Source organism: Glaciimonas sp. GG7, from assembly GCF_052976905.1.
The window spans coordinates 17,523-35,135 of the sequence record NZ_JBRIIQ010000040.1 but is presented as its reverse complement, the minus strand read 5'-3'; the positions used below and the strand labels follow the sequence as shown (position 1 = coordinate 35,135).

General features: G+C 52.9%; 18 protein-coding genes and 2 pseudogenes. 7 read left to right on the top strand and 13 right to left on the bottom strand.

Annotation, left to right across the window (positions count from 1 at the left end):
- Positions 1-56 (bottom strand): transglutaminase family protein (locus ACVBEF_RS11350; protein ID WP_447124051.1); only part of this gene is annotated, 56 nt, incomplete at its 3' end.
- 43 nt (positions 57-99) lie between these two features.
- Positions 100-345 (bottom strand): annotated as a pseudogene (locus tag ACVBEF_RS11345) (hypothetical protein); the annotation flags it as partial.
- A gap of 611 nt (positions 346-956) precedes the next feature.
- On the opposite strand from ACVBEF_RS11345, the gene ACVBEF_RS11340 reads away from it, so the two are divergent.
- Entirely contained in the window at positions 957-2,579 is a 1,623-nt protein-coding gene (locus tag ACVBEF_RS11340; RefSeq protein ID WP_447124048.1) for a sensor histidine kinase, read from the top strand.
- Positions 2,580-2,643: 64 nt separating this feature from the next.
- Here ACVBEF_RS11340 and ACVBEF_RS11335 read toward each other — a convergent pair whose 3' ends face one another.
- From ACVBEF_RS11335 to ACVBEF_RS11315, 5 genes are all read right to left on the bottom strand, one after another.
- A complete protein-coding gene (locus ACVBEF_RS11335) occupies positions 2,644-3,126 on the bottom strand; it encodes a type II toxin-antitoxin system VapC family toxin (protein ID WP_447124047.1) in 483 nt (160 codons plus the stop codon).
- Positions 3,123-3,386: a FitA-like ribbon-helix-helix domain-containing protein gene (locus ACVBEF_RS11330; RefSeq protein WP_447124046.1), complete on the bottom strand. Its 264-nt coding sequence runs from the start codon at positions 3,384-3,386 to the stop codon at positions 3,123-3,125. The genes ACVBEF_RS11335 and ACVBEF_RS11330 overlap by 4 nt, the downstream gene beginning before the upstream one ends.
- Before the next feature lie 173 nt (positions 3,387-3,559).
- The gene (locus tag ACVBEF_RS11325) at positions 3,560-3,904 is read right to left on the bottom strand and encodes a hypothetical protein (protein ID WP_447124045.1); all 345 of its coding nucleotides are present in this window, start codon (positions 3,902-3,904) and stop codon (positions 3,560-3,562) included.
- Positions 3,905-4,034: 130 nt separating this feature from the next.
- The gene (locus ACVBEF_RS11320; RefSeq protein ID WP_447124044.1) at positions 4,035-4,475 is read right to left on the bottom strand and encodes a MepB family protein; all 441 of its coding nucleotides are present in this window, start codon (positions 4,473-4,475) and stop codon (positions 4,035-4,037) included.
- A 77-nt stretch (positions 4,476-4,552) separates the two neighbouring features.
- The gene (locus ACVBEF_RS11315) at positions 4,553-4,996 is read right to left on the bottom strand and encodes a nucleoside deaminase (RefSeq protein ID WP_447124043.1); all 444 of its coding nucleotides are present in this window, start codon (positions 4,994-4,996) and stop codon (positions 4,553-4,555) included.
- Between the two features lie 200 nt (positions 4,997-5,196).
- On the opposite strand from ACVBEF_RS11315, the pseudogene ACVBEF_RS11310 reads away from it, so the two are divergent.
- Positions 5,197-5,319, top strand: a pseudogene (locus ACVBEF_RS11310) (type II toxin-antitoxin system RelE/ParE family toxin); the annotation flags it as partial.
- An 8-nt stretch (positions 5,320-5,327) separates the two neighbouring features.
- Positions 5,328-5,639, top strand: coding sequence for a HigA family addiction module antitoxin (locus ACVBEF_RS11305; protein ID WP_447124042.1), 312 nt, complete (start codon positions 5,328-5,330; stop codon positions 5,637-5,639).
- An 11-nt stretch (positions 5,640-5,650) separates the two neighbouring features.
- On the opposite strand, the gene ACVBEF_RS11300 is transcribed toward ACVBEF_RS11305, so the two are convergent.
- On the bottom strand, positions 5,651-7,273 hold the full coding sequence (locus tag ACVBEF_RS11300; RefSeq protein ID WP_447124041.1) for a glucan biosynthesis protein: 1,623 nt from the start codon (positions 7,271-7,273) through the stop codon (positions 5,651-5,653).
- Between the two features lie 277 nt (positions 7,274-7,550).
- Here ACVBEF_RS11300 and chrA point away from each other — a divergent pair, with 277 nt between their 5' ends.
- Positions 7,551-8,912, top strand: coding sequence for a chromate efflux transporter (gene chrA / locus ACVBEF_RS11295; protein ID WP_447124040.1), 1,362 nt, complete (start codon positions 7,551-7,553; stop codon positions 8,910-8,912).
- Between the two features lie 5 nt (positions 8,913-8,917).
- On the opposite strand, the gene ACVBEF_RS11290 is transcribed toward chrA, so the two are convergent.
- Complete coding sequence (locus ACVBEF_RS11290) at positions 8,918-9,916, bottom strand: PDR/VanB family oxidoreductase (protein WP_447124039.1); 999 nt, start codon at positions 9,914-9,916, stop codon at positions 8,918-8,920.
- 191 nt (positions 9,917-10,107) lie between these two features.
- On the opposite strand from ACVBEF_RS11290, the gene ACVBEF_RS11285 reads away from it, so the two are divergent.
- Positions 10,108-11,637 (top strand): Rieske 2Fe-2S domain-containing protein, encoded by a 1,530-nt coding sequence (locus ACVBEF_RS11285; protein ID WP_447124038.1) that lies wholly within the window; start codon positions 10,108-10,110, stop codon positions 11,635-11,637.
- Between the two features lie 96 nt (positions 11,638-11,733).
- Here ACVBEF_RS11285 and ACVBEF_RS11280 read toward each other — a convergent pair whose 3' ends face one another.
- The 3 genes from ACVBEF_RS11280 to ACVBEF_RS11270 all read right to left on the bottom strand — a co-directional run bounded on the left by ACVBEF_RS11280 (position 11,734) and on the right by ACVBEF_RS11270 (position 15,036).
- A complete protein-coding gene (locus ACVBEF_RS11280) occupies positions 11,734-12,606 on the bottom strand; it encodes a LysR substrate-binding domain-containing protein (protein ID WP_447124050.1) in 873 nt (290 codons plus the stop codon).
- Between the two features lie 182 nt (positions 12,607-12,788).
- Complete coding sequence (locus ACVBEF_RS11275) at positions 12,789-14,096, bottom strand: MFS transporter (RefSeq protein WP_447124037.1); 1,308 nt, start codon at positions 14,094-14,096, stop codon at positions 12,789-12,791.
- Between the two features lie 127 nt (positions 14,097-14,223).
- On the bottom strand, positions 14,224-15,036 hold the full coding sequence (locus ACVBEF_RS11270) for a class II aldolase/adducin family protein (protein WP_447124036.1): 813 nt from the start codon (positions 15,034-15,036) through the stop codon (positions 14,224-14,226).
- Between the two features lie 157 nt (positions 15,037-15,193).
- Here ACVBEF_RS11270 and ACVBEF_RS11265 point away from each other — a divergent pair, with 157 nt between their 5' ends.
- Positions 15,194-16,087: a LysR substrate-binding domain-containing protein gene (locus ACVBEF_RS11265; RefSeq protein ID WP_447124035.1), complete on the top strand. Its 894-nt coding sequence runs from the start codon at positions 15,194-15,196 to the stop codon at positions 16,085-16,087.
- A gap of 108 nt (positions 16,088-16,195) precedes the next feature.
- Here the strand turns inward: ACVBEF_RS11265 and ACVBEF_RS11260 are convergent, their stop codons facing one another.
- Positions 16,196-16,678: a hypothetical protein gene (locus tag ACVBEF_RS11260; protein ID WP_447124034.1), complete on the bottom strand. Its 483-nt coding sequence runs from the start codon at positions 16,676-16,678 to the stop codon at positions 16,196-16,198.
- A 133-nt stretch (positions 16,679-16,811) separates the two neighbouring features.
- Between ACVBEF_RS11260 and ACVBEF_RS11255 the strand changes: the two genes are divergently transcribed.
- Positions 16,812-17,594 (top strand): COG4705 family protein, encoded by a 783-nt coding sequence (locus ACVBEF_RS11255; protein ID WP_447124033.1) that lies wholly within the window; start codon positions 16,812-16,814, stop codon positions 17,592-17,594.
- Positions 17,595-17,613 lie beyond the last annotated feature (19 nt).

The window sequence follows — 17,613 nt, the reverse complement described above, 5'->3', positions numbered from 1 at the left end:
GAATACAGTTTATCGATCGAAAACTCCGAGCGATGCGTGTTGCCGGTCAAGTCCATCCTGATCAACCACAAAACCCGGGGTAGCACCACTATCGGTACCCGATGTCGTGATGGTGGTCGTTCCGGTCATCGCAGTGGCAGATAGCTCGGGATGATCCCAGACCACGATGGAGATAATGTCTCCGCTGCCGATCAGATACGGGGTCGGATTGGCGACTAGCTCGCTGATATCCTGGCGCGACTGCTGGTCACGTAGCTTTTCCGCTTGCACTAATTGCAGCGTGATGGGCTTGAAAACTGGCGTGATACCGGCTTCAACCGGCGCGGTCACGTACTTTCTCTCCATGCGCATGCCGGGGGCAAATGCACATCCAGCCAAGGTGTAAATCAATCCAACCATTCCCACCCTTTTCAGGTGGGTTATCGACAAAAAATGCATGAAGTCATCTAACCTGATATTGCAAGTCTATTACGACTCTTTGTTGCACAAGCACTAGGTTAGATGGCTACCAGACGCTGGTAGCCATCTATATTTAGTACGCTAATGGTGATAAACGAATTGATTGAATATAGGAGTGCTTAATATTTGCAATAGAGGCAATAAATGTTAAAAAATGAAATAAATTAGAAATACCACTCTAAATTTTAACATTTCTACTCTTAAATAATTCCTGCAATGCCAAATAATTACTATCACACCCAGAATCGTGTTTACAAACAACATATATAGATTAGGGCGCTTGCCCGAATAAGCATTTGCAACAACGCCCATACGACAATATGCGTCTTTTTTAAGTTACACAAAATACAATCACCCTATTGCATCAGATTTAAGACATCATAGATAAAAATATAATTAATTTACTTTGAGTCCAGCGCTGTCCTTTTTCTGCATGTCGCCCATGTTGCGGTGCTTGCAGGTGCTGCTGTCAACTCAATTAGGGGGGGTTTTGCATCATGAATACCGGGCTTGCAGCTGACTTGCCTTTGATCCCTTTCGATCGCGTCGACTCTTCGCCAGCCATTCGTACGGCGACACTGAGACAGCGAAAAGTTGCCTTACAGATTTGCATCGCGCTGGGGCTCATTACCGTGTTATTGCTGCCTTTTGCGCAAATCAAATGGCCACGCATTCCGGCATTTCTGGCGATCTATCAAACCACGGTCATCGTGACCTACCTCATCACGGCGTACCAGATGTACGGCCACTACAAAGCCACACGCTCGGTTGCCTTACTGCATCTGAGCGCAGGCTGTGTCTATACGGCAATTGTTTTGGTATTGCAGTTTTTTTCTTTTCCGGGCGTTTTTATTGAAGGGTTCGCTTTATTCGGCGGCACCCAAACCATGGTGTGGCTATGGCTGTTTTGGCATGCCGGTCCGGCTATTGGCATTTTGCTGTTCGCCTGGAGTGAATTGCGTCATCCCAACCATGTCACCACGAACCATGCGCAATCTCTGCGGCGCACCGTTTTAGTGTTATTTGCAGCGCTGGCTACGACGGTGGCAATGGTCACCGTTTTTCGCGAATTTCTCCCTGATTTGGATATCAATGGCGATTATCGTGGCATTACCAGTTCTGGCATTGCTCCCGGGTTGCAGATTCTGATTTTGCTGTCCCTGTTGTTTTTGTGGCGAGCCAGTCGCTTCCGCAACGTGTTGCATGTCTGGCTGGGGATCTCGTTGATCGCGCTGCTGTGCGACAACGCCATCACGATGGCGGGCGGCAGCCGTTTATCTTTGGGCTGGTATGTGGGGCGCTTTAGCGGCTTGATTTCTTCATCGGTGATGATGCTGGTGTATTTGAAGGAAATTAACCGCTCCCATCAACACAGCATGCTCATCGCCGACAAACTGGACGCCGATCGCACGCGTGCAGAAATCGAATTGCAGCGCTCTTATCTGCAATTGCGACAACTGTCGGATCATCAGGAAAAAATGAAGGAAGAAGAGCGCAAACGCATTGCACGTGAATTTCATGACGAATTGGGCGGCGTCTTGACCGGTATCAAGGCCAATGTCTCAGTCTCGATTGATCGCTCTATGCAAGCTGGCAACCCGGCAGACCCGCTACTGACTGAAGCGGTGGCGCAAGCCGATTCCGCCATTGAGACCGTGCGAAGGGTCATCTCCGATCTGCGTCCCAGTGTGCTCGACAATCTGGGTGTGTGGGCCGCACTGGAGTGGTACACCGATCAAATTCAGGAGCGTACCGGACTGCAATGCGAATGCACCATCACGCAACTTGCGGCCGATATTGCGCTTGATTCAGAACGTAGCACGATGCTGTTTCGGATCGTGCAGGAGTCGCTAACTAATGTGGTCCGACACGCGGCGGCATCGAAAGTGACGATTACAGTGACGCATGAGAACAACGTCATCACGGTTGAAATCCGGGATAACGGAAAAGGCATCAACACGCAACAATTGCTCGGTCGTGACGCCTGGGGGATTTTGGGGATGCATGAACGTACCCGTCAGTTCGGGGGAAAACTTAAAATCTCTGGCACTGCTGTCACGGGGACTGCGGTGGTGTTGCATTTGCCGCTGGTGGGAAGTGTGGGATGCGAAGTTTCGTGAGCTGTACGGTCAGACGTTGGCCTTGGCTCAGAGTCGACGCGATGGCATCGCGACATAATAATTGCTATCCCAAAATTGGGCTTGACTTGATTGGCACACCCAGATTTTTTTCGTTCATTTCATACCCCAAAATGTTCGTGGCATTTTTCACCGGCGTCTTCAAAAAATCCTTCCCCTGAAAAAACAACGGCAAGTTCATTTTCACAGCGAGCTGGAATGAAAACACATCCCCCATATTGAGCGCACCGGAGGGCTTTGCCTTCAGGTGATACTTCATCGCCGCGTCTTTATAGCCTTCGATATCGTCGCCACCAAAATCCATAGTCTCGATTTTCAAGGAGGCCATAAGCGCCTCCATTGCATCGACGGCATCCCTCCCTTGCAGAGACATCGTCGCCAAAATCACTTCGGCATGCGTCGCCGCGGAGATGTAGAGCTTGTCGGCACTCCCCATCTCAAGGAGAAACGAATGAGCGGCAGGCTCGCTCTTAGCGATACAGATCAATGCCGATGAATCTACCACGGCAGCTTCGAGTTTTTTCTTCACTTGGGCATGCCTTCTTCGTCATACAGAATCTCTTCAATGGGGCGTTGATCAATCAGTGCGAAGCTTTGCAGCCGACTGGCGGCCACCATAATGCTATCCATGTCTTTGCCCGGGACTTTGGCAGTTTCGCGCCGAGCGCGCTCCTCCTCCAACACGCGAAGAACTTCCTTGTTCATAGAGCGATCATGCCTCTTGGCTTCTTCAGCCCAGTATCGTTTCAAATCGGCAGGCATTTGCTTGATGGTCATTACTTCACTCATGACGGTCTCCAGAGTCAATAATATAGTGCAGCCATTATGGTGTCTAAATGGGTGCCTTTTGTCAACTCCCGTAAACATGCTTATCAGGGCATGTCTGCGGCAGCAATTCCACGCCACAGACATGCAATCGGGCCTCTGAGGAGGCCCGATTACATCAGATAGATGATCTGGATTTATTTACCGATTTGCCGGCTAACGCCATTTTCTTGTTGATTCAAGACACCTTGCTCGGATTTAGTGATGTGGCCGCCATCTTGCCTGGCCATATCACGCTCTTCCTGACGAATGGCATGATCTTCTTTGTGCAAGGTCTTCGCTTGCCCCTTGCTGATCTCACCTTCTTTGACTTCATTGTTGATGCGTTTATTTTGATTTTTCAGACGGTCATTCACTTCTGTGCGCCGTGGATGATCCTTTTGCCATGTTGTTTCGGCCATGGCACACCCGGCAGCGCTGGCGAAGATTGCCACTAATGCAGTGAGAACGATGGTTTTTGATGAACGATTGCGCTTGGACATGACGTATTCCTATTAATGGTTATGTTTGGAGTTGAGATGTATCGGTGCTACACCGCATCAACGCGAACACATCCGACCACGCCGACAATACAAATTGTTTATGTCGTAACAAAATGTGTACGCCACTTATCTAAGTCTGAATGGTATAGAGCATCTTTGATCGAACGCAATTGATTCGCCTGTCCTGATCAGCAGAAGAAATATCGAGAAAATACGCAAGTTGCCACCGCTGCGTTGTTTGCGCCTGCCGACTCACAGGCGTATCCCAAGGCGGATAAACACGCATGGCGCGCTTGCCGCCTTTGCCATCTGTTGACACGACATCCTGCTCGCAGAGAACGGATTTTGGAAACACAAACTGTCCCAAACAATCGTCTTTGCGCACGCTGATAATAAAAAAATCCAATCGATCCGATGCGTCGTAAGGTTGAATCGGACCGTTCCCGATGCGCTTCCATAACGTCACAAATTGCCCGATTTTTGTCGGCGTGATTTTTGCGATCCGACAGCGCATGGCAAGGCCATTTAATACAAAAGCATAAGCGCCATAATCGGCGCTTTCGGCTTCCATTTCTGGCTCTGAGCAGGTGAATCCGCATGGGTCATAAATCAGTTCCCGTGCGGCAAGAAGGTCAGGATGCATGACTTTTAAACCTCGCCAATATCCTCGTCCCATAACGCTGGTCGGGCTTGAATAAAATCGCGCATCAATGCGATACATTCAGCATTGTCTACAATCTCCAGCGTCACCCCGCGTGAGCGCATATAGTCCTCGGGGCCTTGAAAGGTTTGATTTTCACCGATAACAATTTTGGGAATTTTGTAGAGTAAAGCTGCGCCGCTACACATATCGCAACAAGACAGGGTGGAGTACATGACCGCTCGTTGATAATCGCTGGCCTTGAGTCGGCCTGCGTTCTCCAGACAGTCCATTTCGGCATGCAAAATTGCGCTGCTATTTTGGACGCGCCGATTATGTCCTCGTCCGACGATTTTATCGTCGATGACCAGGACTGAACCGATGGGAATGCCGCCCTCACTCAATCCTTTTTGGGCTTCTTCAATGGCTGCTTGCATGAATTTATCGGTCATTTTTATTTCCTTGTTTAGGGCTGGGCCCCAGCCAACCAGATACTGCTTAATAGTCAGCGGAAGCTTAAAAGCCCGTTAATTGTAAAGACAATATCGCCACCAAAATCACTACTTGTAACTTGCCAAAATTGACTATTTTACGATACCGATGAGAGCTGAGGGAACAGAACGATGTCGCCCGTTTGCAGTAGTCGTTATGCTTAGAGGTACTGTTTGGGGACCGCGCCGGGCAATACAGTATCCGTATCAATGCCCAATGGCGAGTGTGCTTTATCTGGACGGGCGGTGGTCCTGAACAGGTTGAAATTGTTGACTATCATTAGGAATCATTATGTCTAAATTTAAAAATGGTTTGCGTCCGATACATCCCGGCGAAATCCTGCGTGAAGATTTTTTGAAGCCATTGGCAATGAGTCCGAATGCGCTTTCCAAGGCGTTGTATGTCCCGCCAACACGTGTGAACGATATTATTTTGGAGCGCCGGGGTGTGACGCCCGATACGGCGCTCCGCTTAGCCAGATTTTTCGGCGGGGATGCGCAGTCCTGGCTGAACCTTCAGCAAACGTATGATGTAAAGATGGCTGAAAACAAGGTCTGGCTAAAAATATGCGAAGAAATCCATCCGATGACGGTAATCGCGTGACCATGATGGATTTAATTAGCCGCATACACCACACGCGTCTTAAACGGCTGATACTGAAACAGCCACGTCTCCGACAAAGTCTCCCCTTTATGCCGCAAATACAAGCGTAAATCTACCGGCGCTGTGCCATCGACTTTCAAGTCGAACTGCGCGCGCCAGTGACCGGCCACACCGTCAGGAACCGCCTCGGTAAAGACGTAGGAAAATTCGCCGCGTGTGGTGCTCAAGACTGCTTCTGGCAACTCCCCAAACGCCAGTTTTTCTAACGGCGCTCCCAAAAACTCGACCATGAATTTACGTACATTTTGCGGACGCGGCTGGCCGGGCACGCCGCCGTTGCCTAGTCGCGTGGCGACACAACGGGCAAGCGTACTCGGGAACGGTTCATCGTTCTGCCAATACAGCCGATAACGCAGGCGATAACTATTCCCGGCGACGGCTTTGGCGTGCGGCACCCACATGGCGACAACGTTATCGTGAATCTCGTCATCGGTCGGGATTTCAATTAACTGCACCGCGCCTTCGCCCCACCCTGCCAGCGGCTCGACCCATAGACTCGGACGCCGCTCGTAATGCACACCATCCTGATAATGATCAAAATTGCGGTCGCGTTGTAGCAAGCCAAAGCCGCGCGGATTGGTGTCGCCAAATGCGGATGCGGTTGTTTGCGCCGGGTTATTGAGCGGTCGCCAGATATGCTCGCCAGCGCCGCTCCACATTGCCAATCCATCGGAGTCATGCACCTCTGGCCGCCAGTCGGCCCCCGTGGCTTTGACCGTTTCTGAAAACCAAAACATCGAGGTCACCGGCGCGATCCCAAAGCGCCCGATATCGCGGCGCAAAAACAAGGCGGTCTCCACCTCCATCGTGACACCCGCACCGCGTTGCATGACGAATTTGTAGGCCCCGCAAATACTGGGGCCATCGAGCAGCGCGTAGACGATCACGGTGTCGCTGTTGTCGTCGGGGACCGTGAAATAGAAATGGGTAAAGGCAGGAAATTCTTCCGGCTTATCTGGCTGCGCAACATCAAGCGCAATGCCGCGTGCCGATAAACCATATTGATAGAGATCACCAATCGCACGGAAATAAGATGCCCCGAGAAAGGCGACCCAATCGTTTTTATGCCAGTCAAGTTTGGCCTGATCGCCGCTGCGGCTTTCCTGAAAACGAAAGCCCGCAAAGCCGCTGCCTTGGGGCATTTTTCGCGCCGGGCTATCGGCTGGCATGTCGAAATACCGTTCTTCGTAGACGATTTCACGCGCACGCGCGGCGGCACCGCTGCCCTCCACCAAAGACATCTGGACTGGCGCTTGAAAGAAACGGCCAAGGTGAAAAAAGGTCACCGGAAATTGCCCGGGGCCATCGGCGAACAAGGCGTAATCGGTGTCGTATTTGATCTTACCGAGCGCTTCGTAATCGATTTTTTCCAGTATCTCGCGCGCTGCGGTGGGCGGCGCTTTATACGGCGTTTGGGCTTGGGCCCGGGCTTGTGCAATCAATATTTCAAAAGAGAAAGCGGAGACTTTGCCGAGTTTGACCTGATTGGCGGCAAGCGCCTCGAGCGGGATACCGAGTGCGGTCAACGTTGCCGTTGCGGCGGCGGAATGTAGAAAGGTACGGCGATTGATCATGAACAGGCTCTCTCAAAAAATACTAATGGCGTGGGCTGTGAAGATATCGGTTAAGAACAATCCTAACATGACCTATATTCGAGAGAAAGCCGCTTGAACGGCGCACAGGCTTGGTCTCGCTGGTCCGGTAACCTGCAATAGAGACTGCGTTTAGTCAAAAAAGAGACAACCATTTTCCTTTCCATTGACGCCAACTCCCAGATAGAAAATGATGGCAAATCATACGCATATCAATGTTGCAGCATGTTGATAACAATCCCCTTTCCGATGGCTAGTAATGATGCGACCAACAGAAATACACCTGAGCGCCCAACCCCAGCCATCTCCGATCCGCTTTTGGGATGCCTTTGCATTCTGGCTAAAACTGGGATTCATCAGCTTTGGCGGTCCAGCCGGACAGATCGCGATCATGCATCAGGAGTTGGTCGAAAACCGGCGCTGGATTTCGGAGCGACGTTTTCTGCATGCACTGAACTACTGCATGGTATTGCCCGGCCCGGAGGCGCAGCAGCTCGCCATTTATATCGGCTGGCTGATGCATCGAACCAAGGGCGGCATCATCGCCGGGGTGCTGTTTGTTCTGCCCTCTTTGTTGATACTGATTGCGCTGTCATGGCTGTATATCGCCTTTGGCAATCTGCCGCTGGTGGCGGGCCTGTTCTATGGCATCAAGCCTGCGGTGACCGCAATCGTGCTGCAGGCAGCGCATCGGATCGGCTCCCGTGCACTTAAGAACAACGCGCTATGGATGATTGCCGCCGCCGCTTTCGTGGCGATCTTTGCCCTCAACGTACCGTTTCCAGCCATCATCGCAGCGGCGGCCCTGATCGGCATCATCGGCGGGCGCGTGCTGCCGGACAAATTCAAGCTCGGAGGCGGTCACAGCAAGAGTGATCAATCGTTCGGCCCGGCCATCATCGACGACGACACACCGACTCCAGCGCATGCGCAATTCCGTTGGGCCACTCTGCTGCGCATCAGCATCGTCGGCGCGCTGCTGTGGGCGATTCCGATGGGGTTATTGACAGCAATCTACGGCTGGCACCACGCGTTGACGCAAATGGGCTGGTTTTTTACCAAGGCGGCCTTGCTCACTTTTGGCGGGGCTTATGCTGTATTGCCCTACGTCTATCAAGGCGCGGTAGAAAACTATGGCTGGCTGACACCGCCCCAGATGATCGATGGTCTGGCGCTGGGCGAAACCACGCCGGGGCCGCTGATCATGGTGGTGGCGTTTGTCGGTTTTGTGGGTGGTTATGTGAAGGCCTTGTTTGGACCGGATAACCTGTTTCTTGCCGGGGCCCTCGCCGCTACGCTGGTGACGTGGTTCACCTTTTTACCATCGTTCCTGTTCATTCTGGCAGGCGGTCCGCTGATCGAATCGACCCACGACGATCTCAAGTTCACCGCGCCACTCACCGCAATCACCGCCGCCGTAGTAGGCGTGATTCTGAATCTGGCGGTGTTCTTCGGCTATCACGTGCTCTGGCCGCACGGTGTGGAGGCGCGCTTCGATGGGGTATCGGCGTTGATCGCCATCGCTGCGGCCATTGCCTTATTGCGCTTTAAACGCAATGTCATGCTCGTCATCGCCGCCTGCGCCGTGATCGGCCTGATTCTGAAAACGGCAATTCTGTAATAGCGCTATAGATCGAGAACAAGCAATTTACTTTTCGGGCGTGAAACGCAGGTGGTTAAATATTCCACATGTTCGTCATCCGAAAGAATAAAGTCGTGATGATCAACCTCGCCGCACAGATAGCGCGTTTTGCAGGTGCCGCATAGACCGGACTGGCATGAAGTCTCGATGATTATGCCGTTGTCGGCCAGCGCTTCAACAATGCTTTTATCCATCGGGATAGCGATGACTGCGCCGGTACTGGCAATCTGTACAGAACAACTTTCTGCCACTTCAGATGCAGCCGCCTTACCGTTGACCGGCTCCGGTGCTTTGAAGTGCTCACAATGTACCGCGCTGGCTGGCCAGTGTCGGGCGGCGTTTGCACAAGCTGCCATGAAGCCGCCCGGGCCGCAATAGTAAACATGCGTACCTTCAACGTAGCGTTGCAGCAGAGCGCCGATATCCAAACCATCACGCGGGTCTCCGCCATCGAAATGAAATATCACGCGACCCTTTTCAACCTGAGCGGCAAATTCGTCACGAAAAGCCGCGTGCGCTTCACCTTTCGCGCAATAGTGCAGTTCGTACTCTTCGCCCGCGCTTTCAAGATCATGCGCCATCGCTTTTAACGGCGTCACGCCAATCCCGCCGGCGAGCAAAATATGTTTTCTGGCACCGCTCACAAGGCCAAAGTTATTCCGGGGATAGCTGACCGAAACTACATCCTGCACCCGCAGACTCTCGTGCATTAAACGCGAGCCGCCACGCCCGACCTCCTCGCGCAGAACCGCAATCACATAGCGATGCCGCTCCGCCGGATCGTTGCAGAGCGAATATTGCCGCCTGATGTCGCCCTCAAGTGCAATATCAAGATGCGCACCAGCACGCACGACGGGCAACATTTCTCCGGCTGGATGGACCAGTTCAAAGGAGTGAATCCCAATGGCCTCAAACCTGATTTGCCGCACCAGCAGCGACAGCATTAAAGAGGATGAACCTGTTTGCGATGGATGGTCTTGCATGCGTACCTCTCGTCTCTGGTGTTTTTATTTTGTTTCTGCAACCCGATCCTAGATGGCGGCAAGTCATGGGTCCAATGGGAATAACGTATGAACCTCATCCCAAAATTGAATTCGACAGCAGCTATGCCGACACGTATGTTGAGCCTCAGGATAGACAACCCTGCCGAATAATGGTCTGAGGAGATAAATACATGGATACCAAAGTCGATACTGCAAAGCTGAATGAATCGTTAAAACATAAAAAGCTGATCCCCTACGGCGGCTACTACACCAGCAAAACTCCGGGGCACGATCCCGAACTGACCGAGACCGGTCCGGGTACGCCGATGGGTGAATACATGCGCACTTTCTGGCATCCGGTGTGTATGTCGATTGAGCTGGGTGACACGCCAAAATTCATCAAAATTCTCAATGAAGAATTGGTCGCCTTCCGCGACAAAAGCGGCAGCGTTGGCGTACTCCACGCCCATTGCGTGCATCGCGGCGCTTCGCTCGAATATGGCGCGATTCAGGAGCACGGTATCCGCTGCTGCTACCACGGCATGGTGTTCGACGTTGACGGTACTTGCCTGCATGTCCCCTACCCCAAGGGCGAAGAAAAAGAAGCCGCAAAATTTGCCTGCTCGATCCAGCAAGGCGCGTACAAGGCGTTTGAGCGCAACGGTCTGGTCTTCGCTTACATGGGCTCGCCAGAAAAAGAACCGCCGTTTCCTGAATGGGAGACTAATTTCACCGTCCATGCCGACGACAAATTAGTCCCCTACAGCAATTTTCAGCATTGCAACTGGTTGCAAGTACAAGACAATGCCGCCGACAATTATCATCCGACGGCGCTGCATAATTCGGCCAATGTGGTCGATGGTAATTTTCAGGGAACGACCTTTAATGAGGTAGGCGCGGCCTCGATGGAAGTGGCCCCCGATATGCAATTTATTCCGATTCATGAAGGGCGTGGGCTCGCGTGCGCTGGCGCACGGCGCGTCGATAAAGATCGCCTTTTTATTCGTATCCAGCATCAGGCGCTGCCCAACCTTAGCCTGCATGCGTACACCTCGGAAGATGGCGCGGCCAAAAAACTGTTTAGCCGCTTTCATATCGTGCGTTGGACCGTGCCGGTGGACGATGAAAATAGCAAGATGATCGGCTGGCGCGTGATGGGACCGAATATCGATACGCGCGGCATCGGCAATGAAGAAATGGTCGGTTACGAGACCATTGATTTTCTGGAAGGCCAGGTCGCCATGCGACGCCCGGAACGCTTTGGCAAATACAAGCTGGAAGACTTTCCGCCGATACCGCCCAATCACCGTGAACGCGCCGGTTACAGAGACGCGCAGCAAGCGCCGGGCGACTATGAAGCGATCATTAGCCAACGGCCTATCGCGGTGCATGCGCTGGAAAATCCGACCAAGTTTGACGCCGGTGTTTTCATGTTTCGCAAACTACTGCGCGACGCTGTGCGCGGATCGAATCCACACGCCAGCGCAGAGCATTTTTATACATGGCTGCAAAGCGTCAACGGTGCGCCCAATAGCTATTGCAGCGGTAACGTGCTGGAAGTAGCCGAAGGCGCAACCATCGAAGAAGAAATCGTGCAACGCAGATTGGTAACCAGAAAACTGGTCCAGATATTGACCGAAAGCGATCACCTGAAAGGGGCAGCGCGCACGCAGTTTGTGATGGAAGGATTTGAGGCGCTGGAGCAATCTATCAAGAAATAAAATCAGCTGTGGAATATCAAAAAAATGACTTACTGGCTTACTTGTCTTTTACTTGTCTGTCAGTACGTCATTTTTTCAGGGGCAAGCGATCACAATTTATTGCTCCAATCCGTTCTGTAAACAGTTCACTACTTCAAAAAATGCCCGTATCACCGGCGCTTCCCGCCGCTCAGCCAGACACGCCAGCTCGAGATCGATGAACATTGGCGCGTCCGTAATATTGAGCGTGCGTAAGCGCGTATCCGGATAGATCGCGTCGAGCGCAATGCCCACGCCAACCCCCGCCGCAATAGCTTCGCGGATCGCATCCTGACTATCGATTTCCAACACCCGCCGTACGCTCACACCGCACTCAGCCAGATAGGCATCGAATACTTGTTGCTGCATGGAGCCGCTTTCTCGGGTAACTAAGCGCTGGCCCTCCAACTCTTCGACCCGAATATCGCTGCGCTCAAACCACGGATGACTGGCACCCACTAGCAGGGCAATTTTGGCGCGTCGATACGGGACGGAAAAAAAGCGTTTGTCACCCAGACGCGGCAAGACGGCGATATCGGCCTGCAACTCCAGCAAGCTAGCGCTCAGCTCACCCGAATTTCCAAACGCGAGCGCTACCTGAACTTCAGGGTAACGCTTGCCAAAGGCCACCACCATTTGGGTCACCTGAACCGGATCAAAAGCGGATATACGAATCTTGCCTTCTAGCAGGCCGCCAGCGGCACGCAGGGTTTCTTCAGCCTCCGTCTCTAAGGTAAAAATACGATTGGTGATGGTGAGTAATCTCTGGCCGGTATCGGTCAGTTCGACGATGTGACCATGCCGTGAAAACAGTTCTACACCAAATCGCTGTTCGAGCGCCTTCACGTGCGTGGTAATGCTTGGCTGGCCCACAAACAAGGTCCGTGCGGCAGCCGTAAAACTGCCGTGCAGGGCAACCGCATGAAAACAGCGTAGCTGATGCAAATTCATAGCCAAATGTCACTCCTCCATCGTGATTACCGGGACACTTTTTCCATCTTGCAGTACGTTCTGTAGTGCCCTCTGTAGTGTGCATTTTGCATGAAGATGACAATATATATGCAAAAAATGACAAAGACCGCTCACGGCAATACAGCCGGGCGATCTTTATCATTGCAATTGCTGCCGTTACTTTACCTACTACGATTGACCAGCCGCGCCGGTAACGTAAACACCAGACATCCTCCGATCACCAGACTAGCAGCCAGCACCAGCACACCGTCGTTAGTACTGGCCGTCACAGTCTTCACCCATCCCAGCAGATACGGACTGATCAGCCCCGAGACGCTACCGATGGAGTTCGCCAGCGCAATGCCGGTCGCCGCTGCGGCGCCGCCAAGTATCGTCGGCGGCAAGGTCCAGAATTGCGAAATAGTGGTCATGATGCCCATGGTCGCGAATGTCAGCGCGACCATGGCTATGGCGGTATTTTGCGCGTACAACACACTGAACACCAAGCCAATCGCCCCGACAAAACCCGCCAGCGCAAGATGCCAGCGGCGCTCGCCACGCCGGTCGGAACTGCGTCCGGTCATGATCATGGCAACCGTCGCCGCAGCGTAGGGAATGGCGGTGAGCAAACCGATATTGAGAGCGTCTGAAACACCGCTGGCTTTGACTATTGTAGGGAGCCAGAAACTGACGCCATACAGCCCCATCGTAAAAAACAAATAAATACAACTCAGCAACCAGACCCTGGGATTGGTAAAGCCATCGCGCAGCGAATGCAAATGTTTGCTCTGTCGATCAGCGTCTATATTTTTTTGCAGCATCGCGCGCTGTTCTGCTGTGAGCCATTTTGCGTCGGCAATCCGGTCGTCCAGATAAAACCACGCCATCACACCCAGGAGCACGGTTGGAATACCCTCCAGCACAAACAGCCATTGCCATCCGGCCAGCCCATACGCCCCGCTCATCGCATGCAATATCCAGCCCGAGAGGGGACCGCCGATCACACCCGACATCGGAATACCGGTCAGGAAAAGTGCCGTCACTTTGCCGCAGCGCGATGCCGGAAACCAATAGGTGAGATACAGCAAAATAGCGGGGATGAAACCGGCTTCGGCAACGCCGAGCAAAAACCGCATGGTGTAGAAACTGGTCGGCGTGTTGACAAACATCATCGCCGCTGAAATCACGCCCCAGGTCACCATGATTCTGGCAACCCAGCGCCGTGCGCCGACTTTTTGCATGATCAGATTGCTGGGTATTTCAAACAGCAAATAGCCAACGAAAAACATCCCTGCACCCAGTCCATAGACGGCGTCGCTTAAGTTGAGATCGTTCATCATCTGCAACTTGGCGAAGCCGACGTTGACGCGGTCCATGTAGGCGCAGACGTAACATAAAAATAGAAAGGGAATGAGACGCCACATCACCTTGCTGTAGGTGTGCGACTCCTCTGTGTGAATCTCAACTGCGTCAATTACCTGGGTATGCATTTTGCTGTCTCCTGATTTTTTTGATTTTCTGATCTGGGTCTGCAAGGTCGAACCGTGCGTCCCGGATATCTGGCAAATTTTTATTCAGTATTACATCGCGTGATGACGACTCCCTGTTGGCTACCTCCTAATCAAACATATCCGGTTGTGTCGCGACGAGTTGCTCGTAAATAGGCTGAAAATGCAGCCAGCCGATGAAAGGACTGCCGACATGCTCGCGGCTATAGCGGGCACGCTCAGGCGTGACAAACGTTGGCTTGATGCCACTGGCTTCGACGATCAATTGCTGCTGACAAACCCGTTCCAGGGCGATAAACCAGAATGCAGCGTCTTCGATGCTGTGACGGCTGACGGTGAGTAAGCCGTGATTTTGATGGATTGCCGCTTTCACATTTTTGAATTGCGCAGCTACCGAATAGCCCGCGCCCTCTTCCACCGCAACTGCGCCTGCTTCGTCGTTGATGACGATGTGGTCTTCAAAAAAGACGGCGGCATCTTGCGTGATCGGGTCCAGCAATCGTCCGGTTGCGGCCCACGCGGTGCCGTAAATCGTATGCGCATGACACATCGCGACGATCTCGGGATGCAGTTCATGCACGGCGGAGTGCAGCACGAATCCGGCGCGATTTAATGCATAGTCGCCTTCAACTACTTCGCCCTTGTGATCGGCAAGGATCAGATTGGACAGTTTTACCTGCGAAAAATGGACCGCCATCGGATTGGTCCAATACAGGTTGGGAAACTCAGGGTCGCGCACCGTCAAATGACCGGCGAAGCCATAATCGAGACTATGCAAGGCAAACGCACGGCAGGCAGCGACGAGGCGCTCTTTGCGATGTTGGCGCTCCTGGGCATGGGTTGCAAAGGTGGGAATGGTGGGGAACTTTAGCCCCTTTTGTTTGGGCTGATACAGGGATACGCGATCGATAACTGCTGACATGATTTGCTCCTGTTGGGACGGTATTGTTGAATGGCTTGATTCGGTAGCTTGATCCGATCATCCGGCGCTGTCGGCGCCTTGACAAACGATACATTTTCACCAATGATGAATTCAGTTCACCTATAACCTCCGTGCGCAAATTCAACACCAAAACGTCATGCGAAAACTTCCCAGCTTTTTTTCACTACGCGCCTTTGAGGCAGCAGCCCGGCAAGGCAGCTTTGCGCTGGCCGCGCAAGAGTTGCATCTGACGCCCTCCGCCATCAGCCACCAAATTCGCGGACTTGAAACCTATTTTGGAAAACCGTTATTTGAAAGACTGACCCGGCGCGTGGCACTCACGTCAGACGGCGTGCAGTTATTAGCCGGTTTATCACGCGCATTTGATTTGATCGAGTCATCCTGCGCGGACCTCCGTTTACCGGCAGAGACCGAGTCACTGGCGGTCCATTCCACGCCAAGCTTTGCCTCGCAATGGCTAGGGCCGCACTTGCCGCATTTCATGCAGCAACATCCATTGATTACTATCAGGATGTCGTCCGGCGCAGAACCGATGGATTTAATCCAGCACGAAGAAATCGATATTGCGATTGCCTACGGCGCAGCAAAAGCGCGCTCCGGGGTGACCATTGAAGCGCTCGGCACCGAGGTTATCGCGCCGCTATGTTCGCCAAAATTACTCAAAGGCAATGCGGAGATTGATCTCAATGACATGACACGCTTTACCCTCATCGATTCGCAACTCAGCCCTGTTACGTGGAAAAACTGGTTCGATTTGCATGGGCTCACACTCCCTGAGAGGCCCCGACTGTCGTTTGATCGCGGTGCGCTGGCGATCTCTGCGGCCCTCAACGGTCTTGGGGTGGCGCTGGAAAGTACACGTCTGGCAAAACAGGAGATGGCCGATGGGGCGTTGGTGCAACTGGGCAAAACGACGTTTCGCCCGCTGATCCGCGAAATGCATTTTGTCTGTTATCGTGCCGCGCGAATAGATAGCGGAAAAATCAAAGCGTTTCGGAACTGGCTCTTTAGCCAGACGGAAATCGTGTAGACGCCGTTACAAAGAGACGTCTTTGAGATACGCCTCTTTGAGAACCTGCATCAAAACCTTCGGCTGGCGAACACAACGCCGCCGTAACACAATGCGTCAGTTCTGAACCTAATAGTGGCGATCTTGCCCGCCCCTATCATGATCGTGATCATGCCAATTGCCACCATCATGCCGATACCCATCTCCATACGGTTCCACTACACAGCCGCCGAGTAATATCGACACAATCGCCGCCAGCGTTAGCAAAAGAGTGAAGCGTTTCATGCTGCTCTCCTTATCGATAGGGAATGCAAGTTTGACCACTAAAATATGTTGTCGGTTCACGCATGTCGGCACTGACGGCATCGCAGACCGTATCGCTTGTGCTGTATACATTTTAGATAACAACGAATAGATCGTGATAGTTGCCAGCGCATGGTCAACCGCCGTCAGATGCGCAGGACCGATCAAGTGGCCGATACCGCCACCTTTGCACGCTATCCCACATCGGGCGTAGGGCTGGTCTGGCACTAGCAGGACTACCTGTTGCCCGGGCGCGTATTTATTTCGGCGTTCATTGCCCGCCGGACACGGCAGGTGCGGCCTTGCCATCCGCGTTCATCGAACTCTCTTTGGAAAATTAATCCACATCAGATAGGTGCGCAAGTGATGGGCCTATGGCTGGGCTAAGTTTGGCCGGTCAGACTTGCTGCAAGAACAACCCACCTTTGCCGGAGATCACTCAATGCGTATGCAGAAATCCCACTCACCCTCAACCTGGCGCAACAAAGTCCCTGAAATTGCGCTCACATTTTGGATCATCAAGATCATGTCCACGACGGTCGGAGAAACCGGAGCCGACTTTCTGGCTGTCAATGCGGGCTTTGGCCAAGGCATGACTAGTATCGTGATGGGCGCGCTGCTGGCTATTGCCCTGTTCATGCAGTTACGCACGCAACGCTACACGCCCTGGATTTACTGGCTCACGGTCGTGCTCGTCAGTGTGGTGGGCACTCAGATTACTGACCTGCTCACCGATGGACTCGGCGTTAGCCTGTACGTCAGCACGTCGGCATTTGCCGTTGCACTGGCCGGTATTTTTGCGGTGTGGTTTTGGGTGGAGCGCACGTTGTCCATCCATCAGATTTTCACCCGACGCAGGGAGTTGTTTTACTGGGCGACCATTCTTTGCACGTTCGCACTTGGCACGGCGGCAGGCGACCTGGCGACCGAAGCATTGGGTCTTGGCTTCACATGGGGCGCACTGTTGTTCGGCGTACTGATCGCCATGACCTATGCGGCATGGCGTATAGGTGGCAACGCCGTGCTGACCTTCTGGATCGGCTACATCCTGACACGCCCGTTCGGTGCCGCGCTCGGCGACATGCTGACGCAGGCCAAGACCTATGGTGGCCTCGGTATGGGTGCGATGTGGACCAGCGCTCTATTTCTGACAGTGATCGTGATGTTAGTCGCGGTCGCGCAGTTCAGCGTTGACCGCGGCATGCATGCACCAGCCGTCGAATAACTACCCTCTACCCAATAAC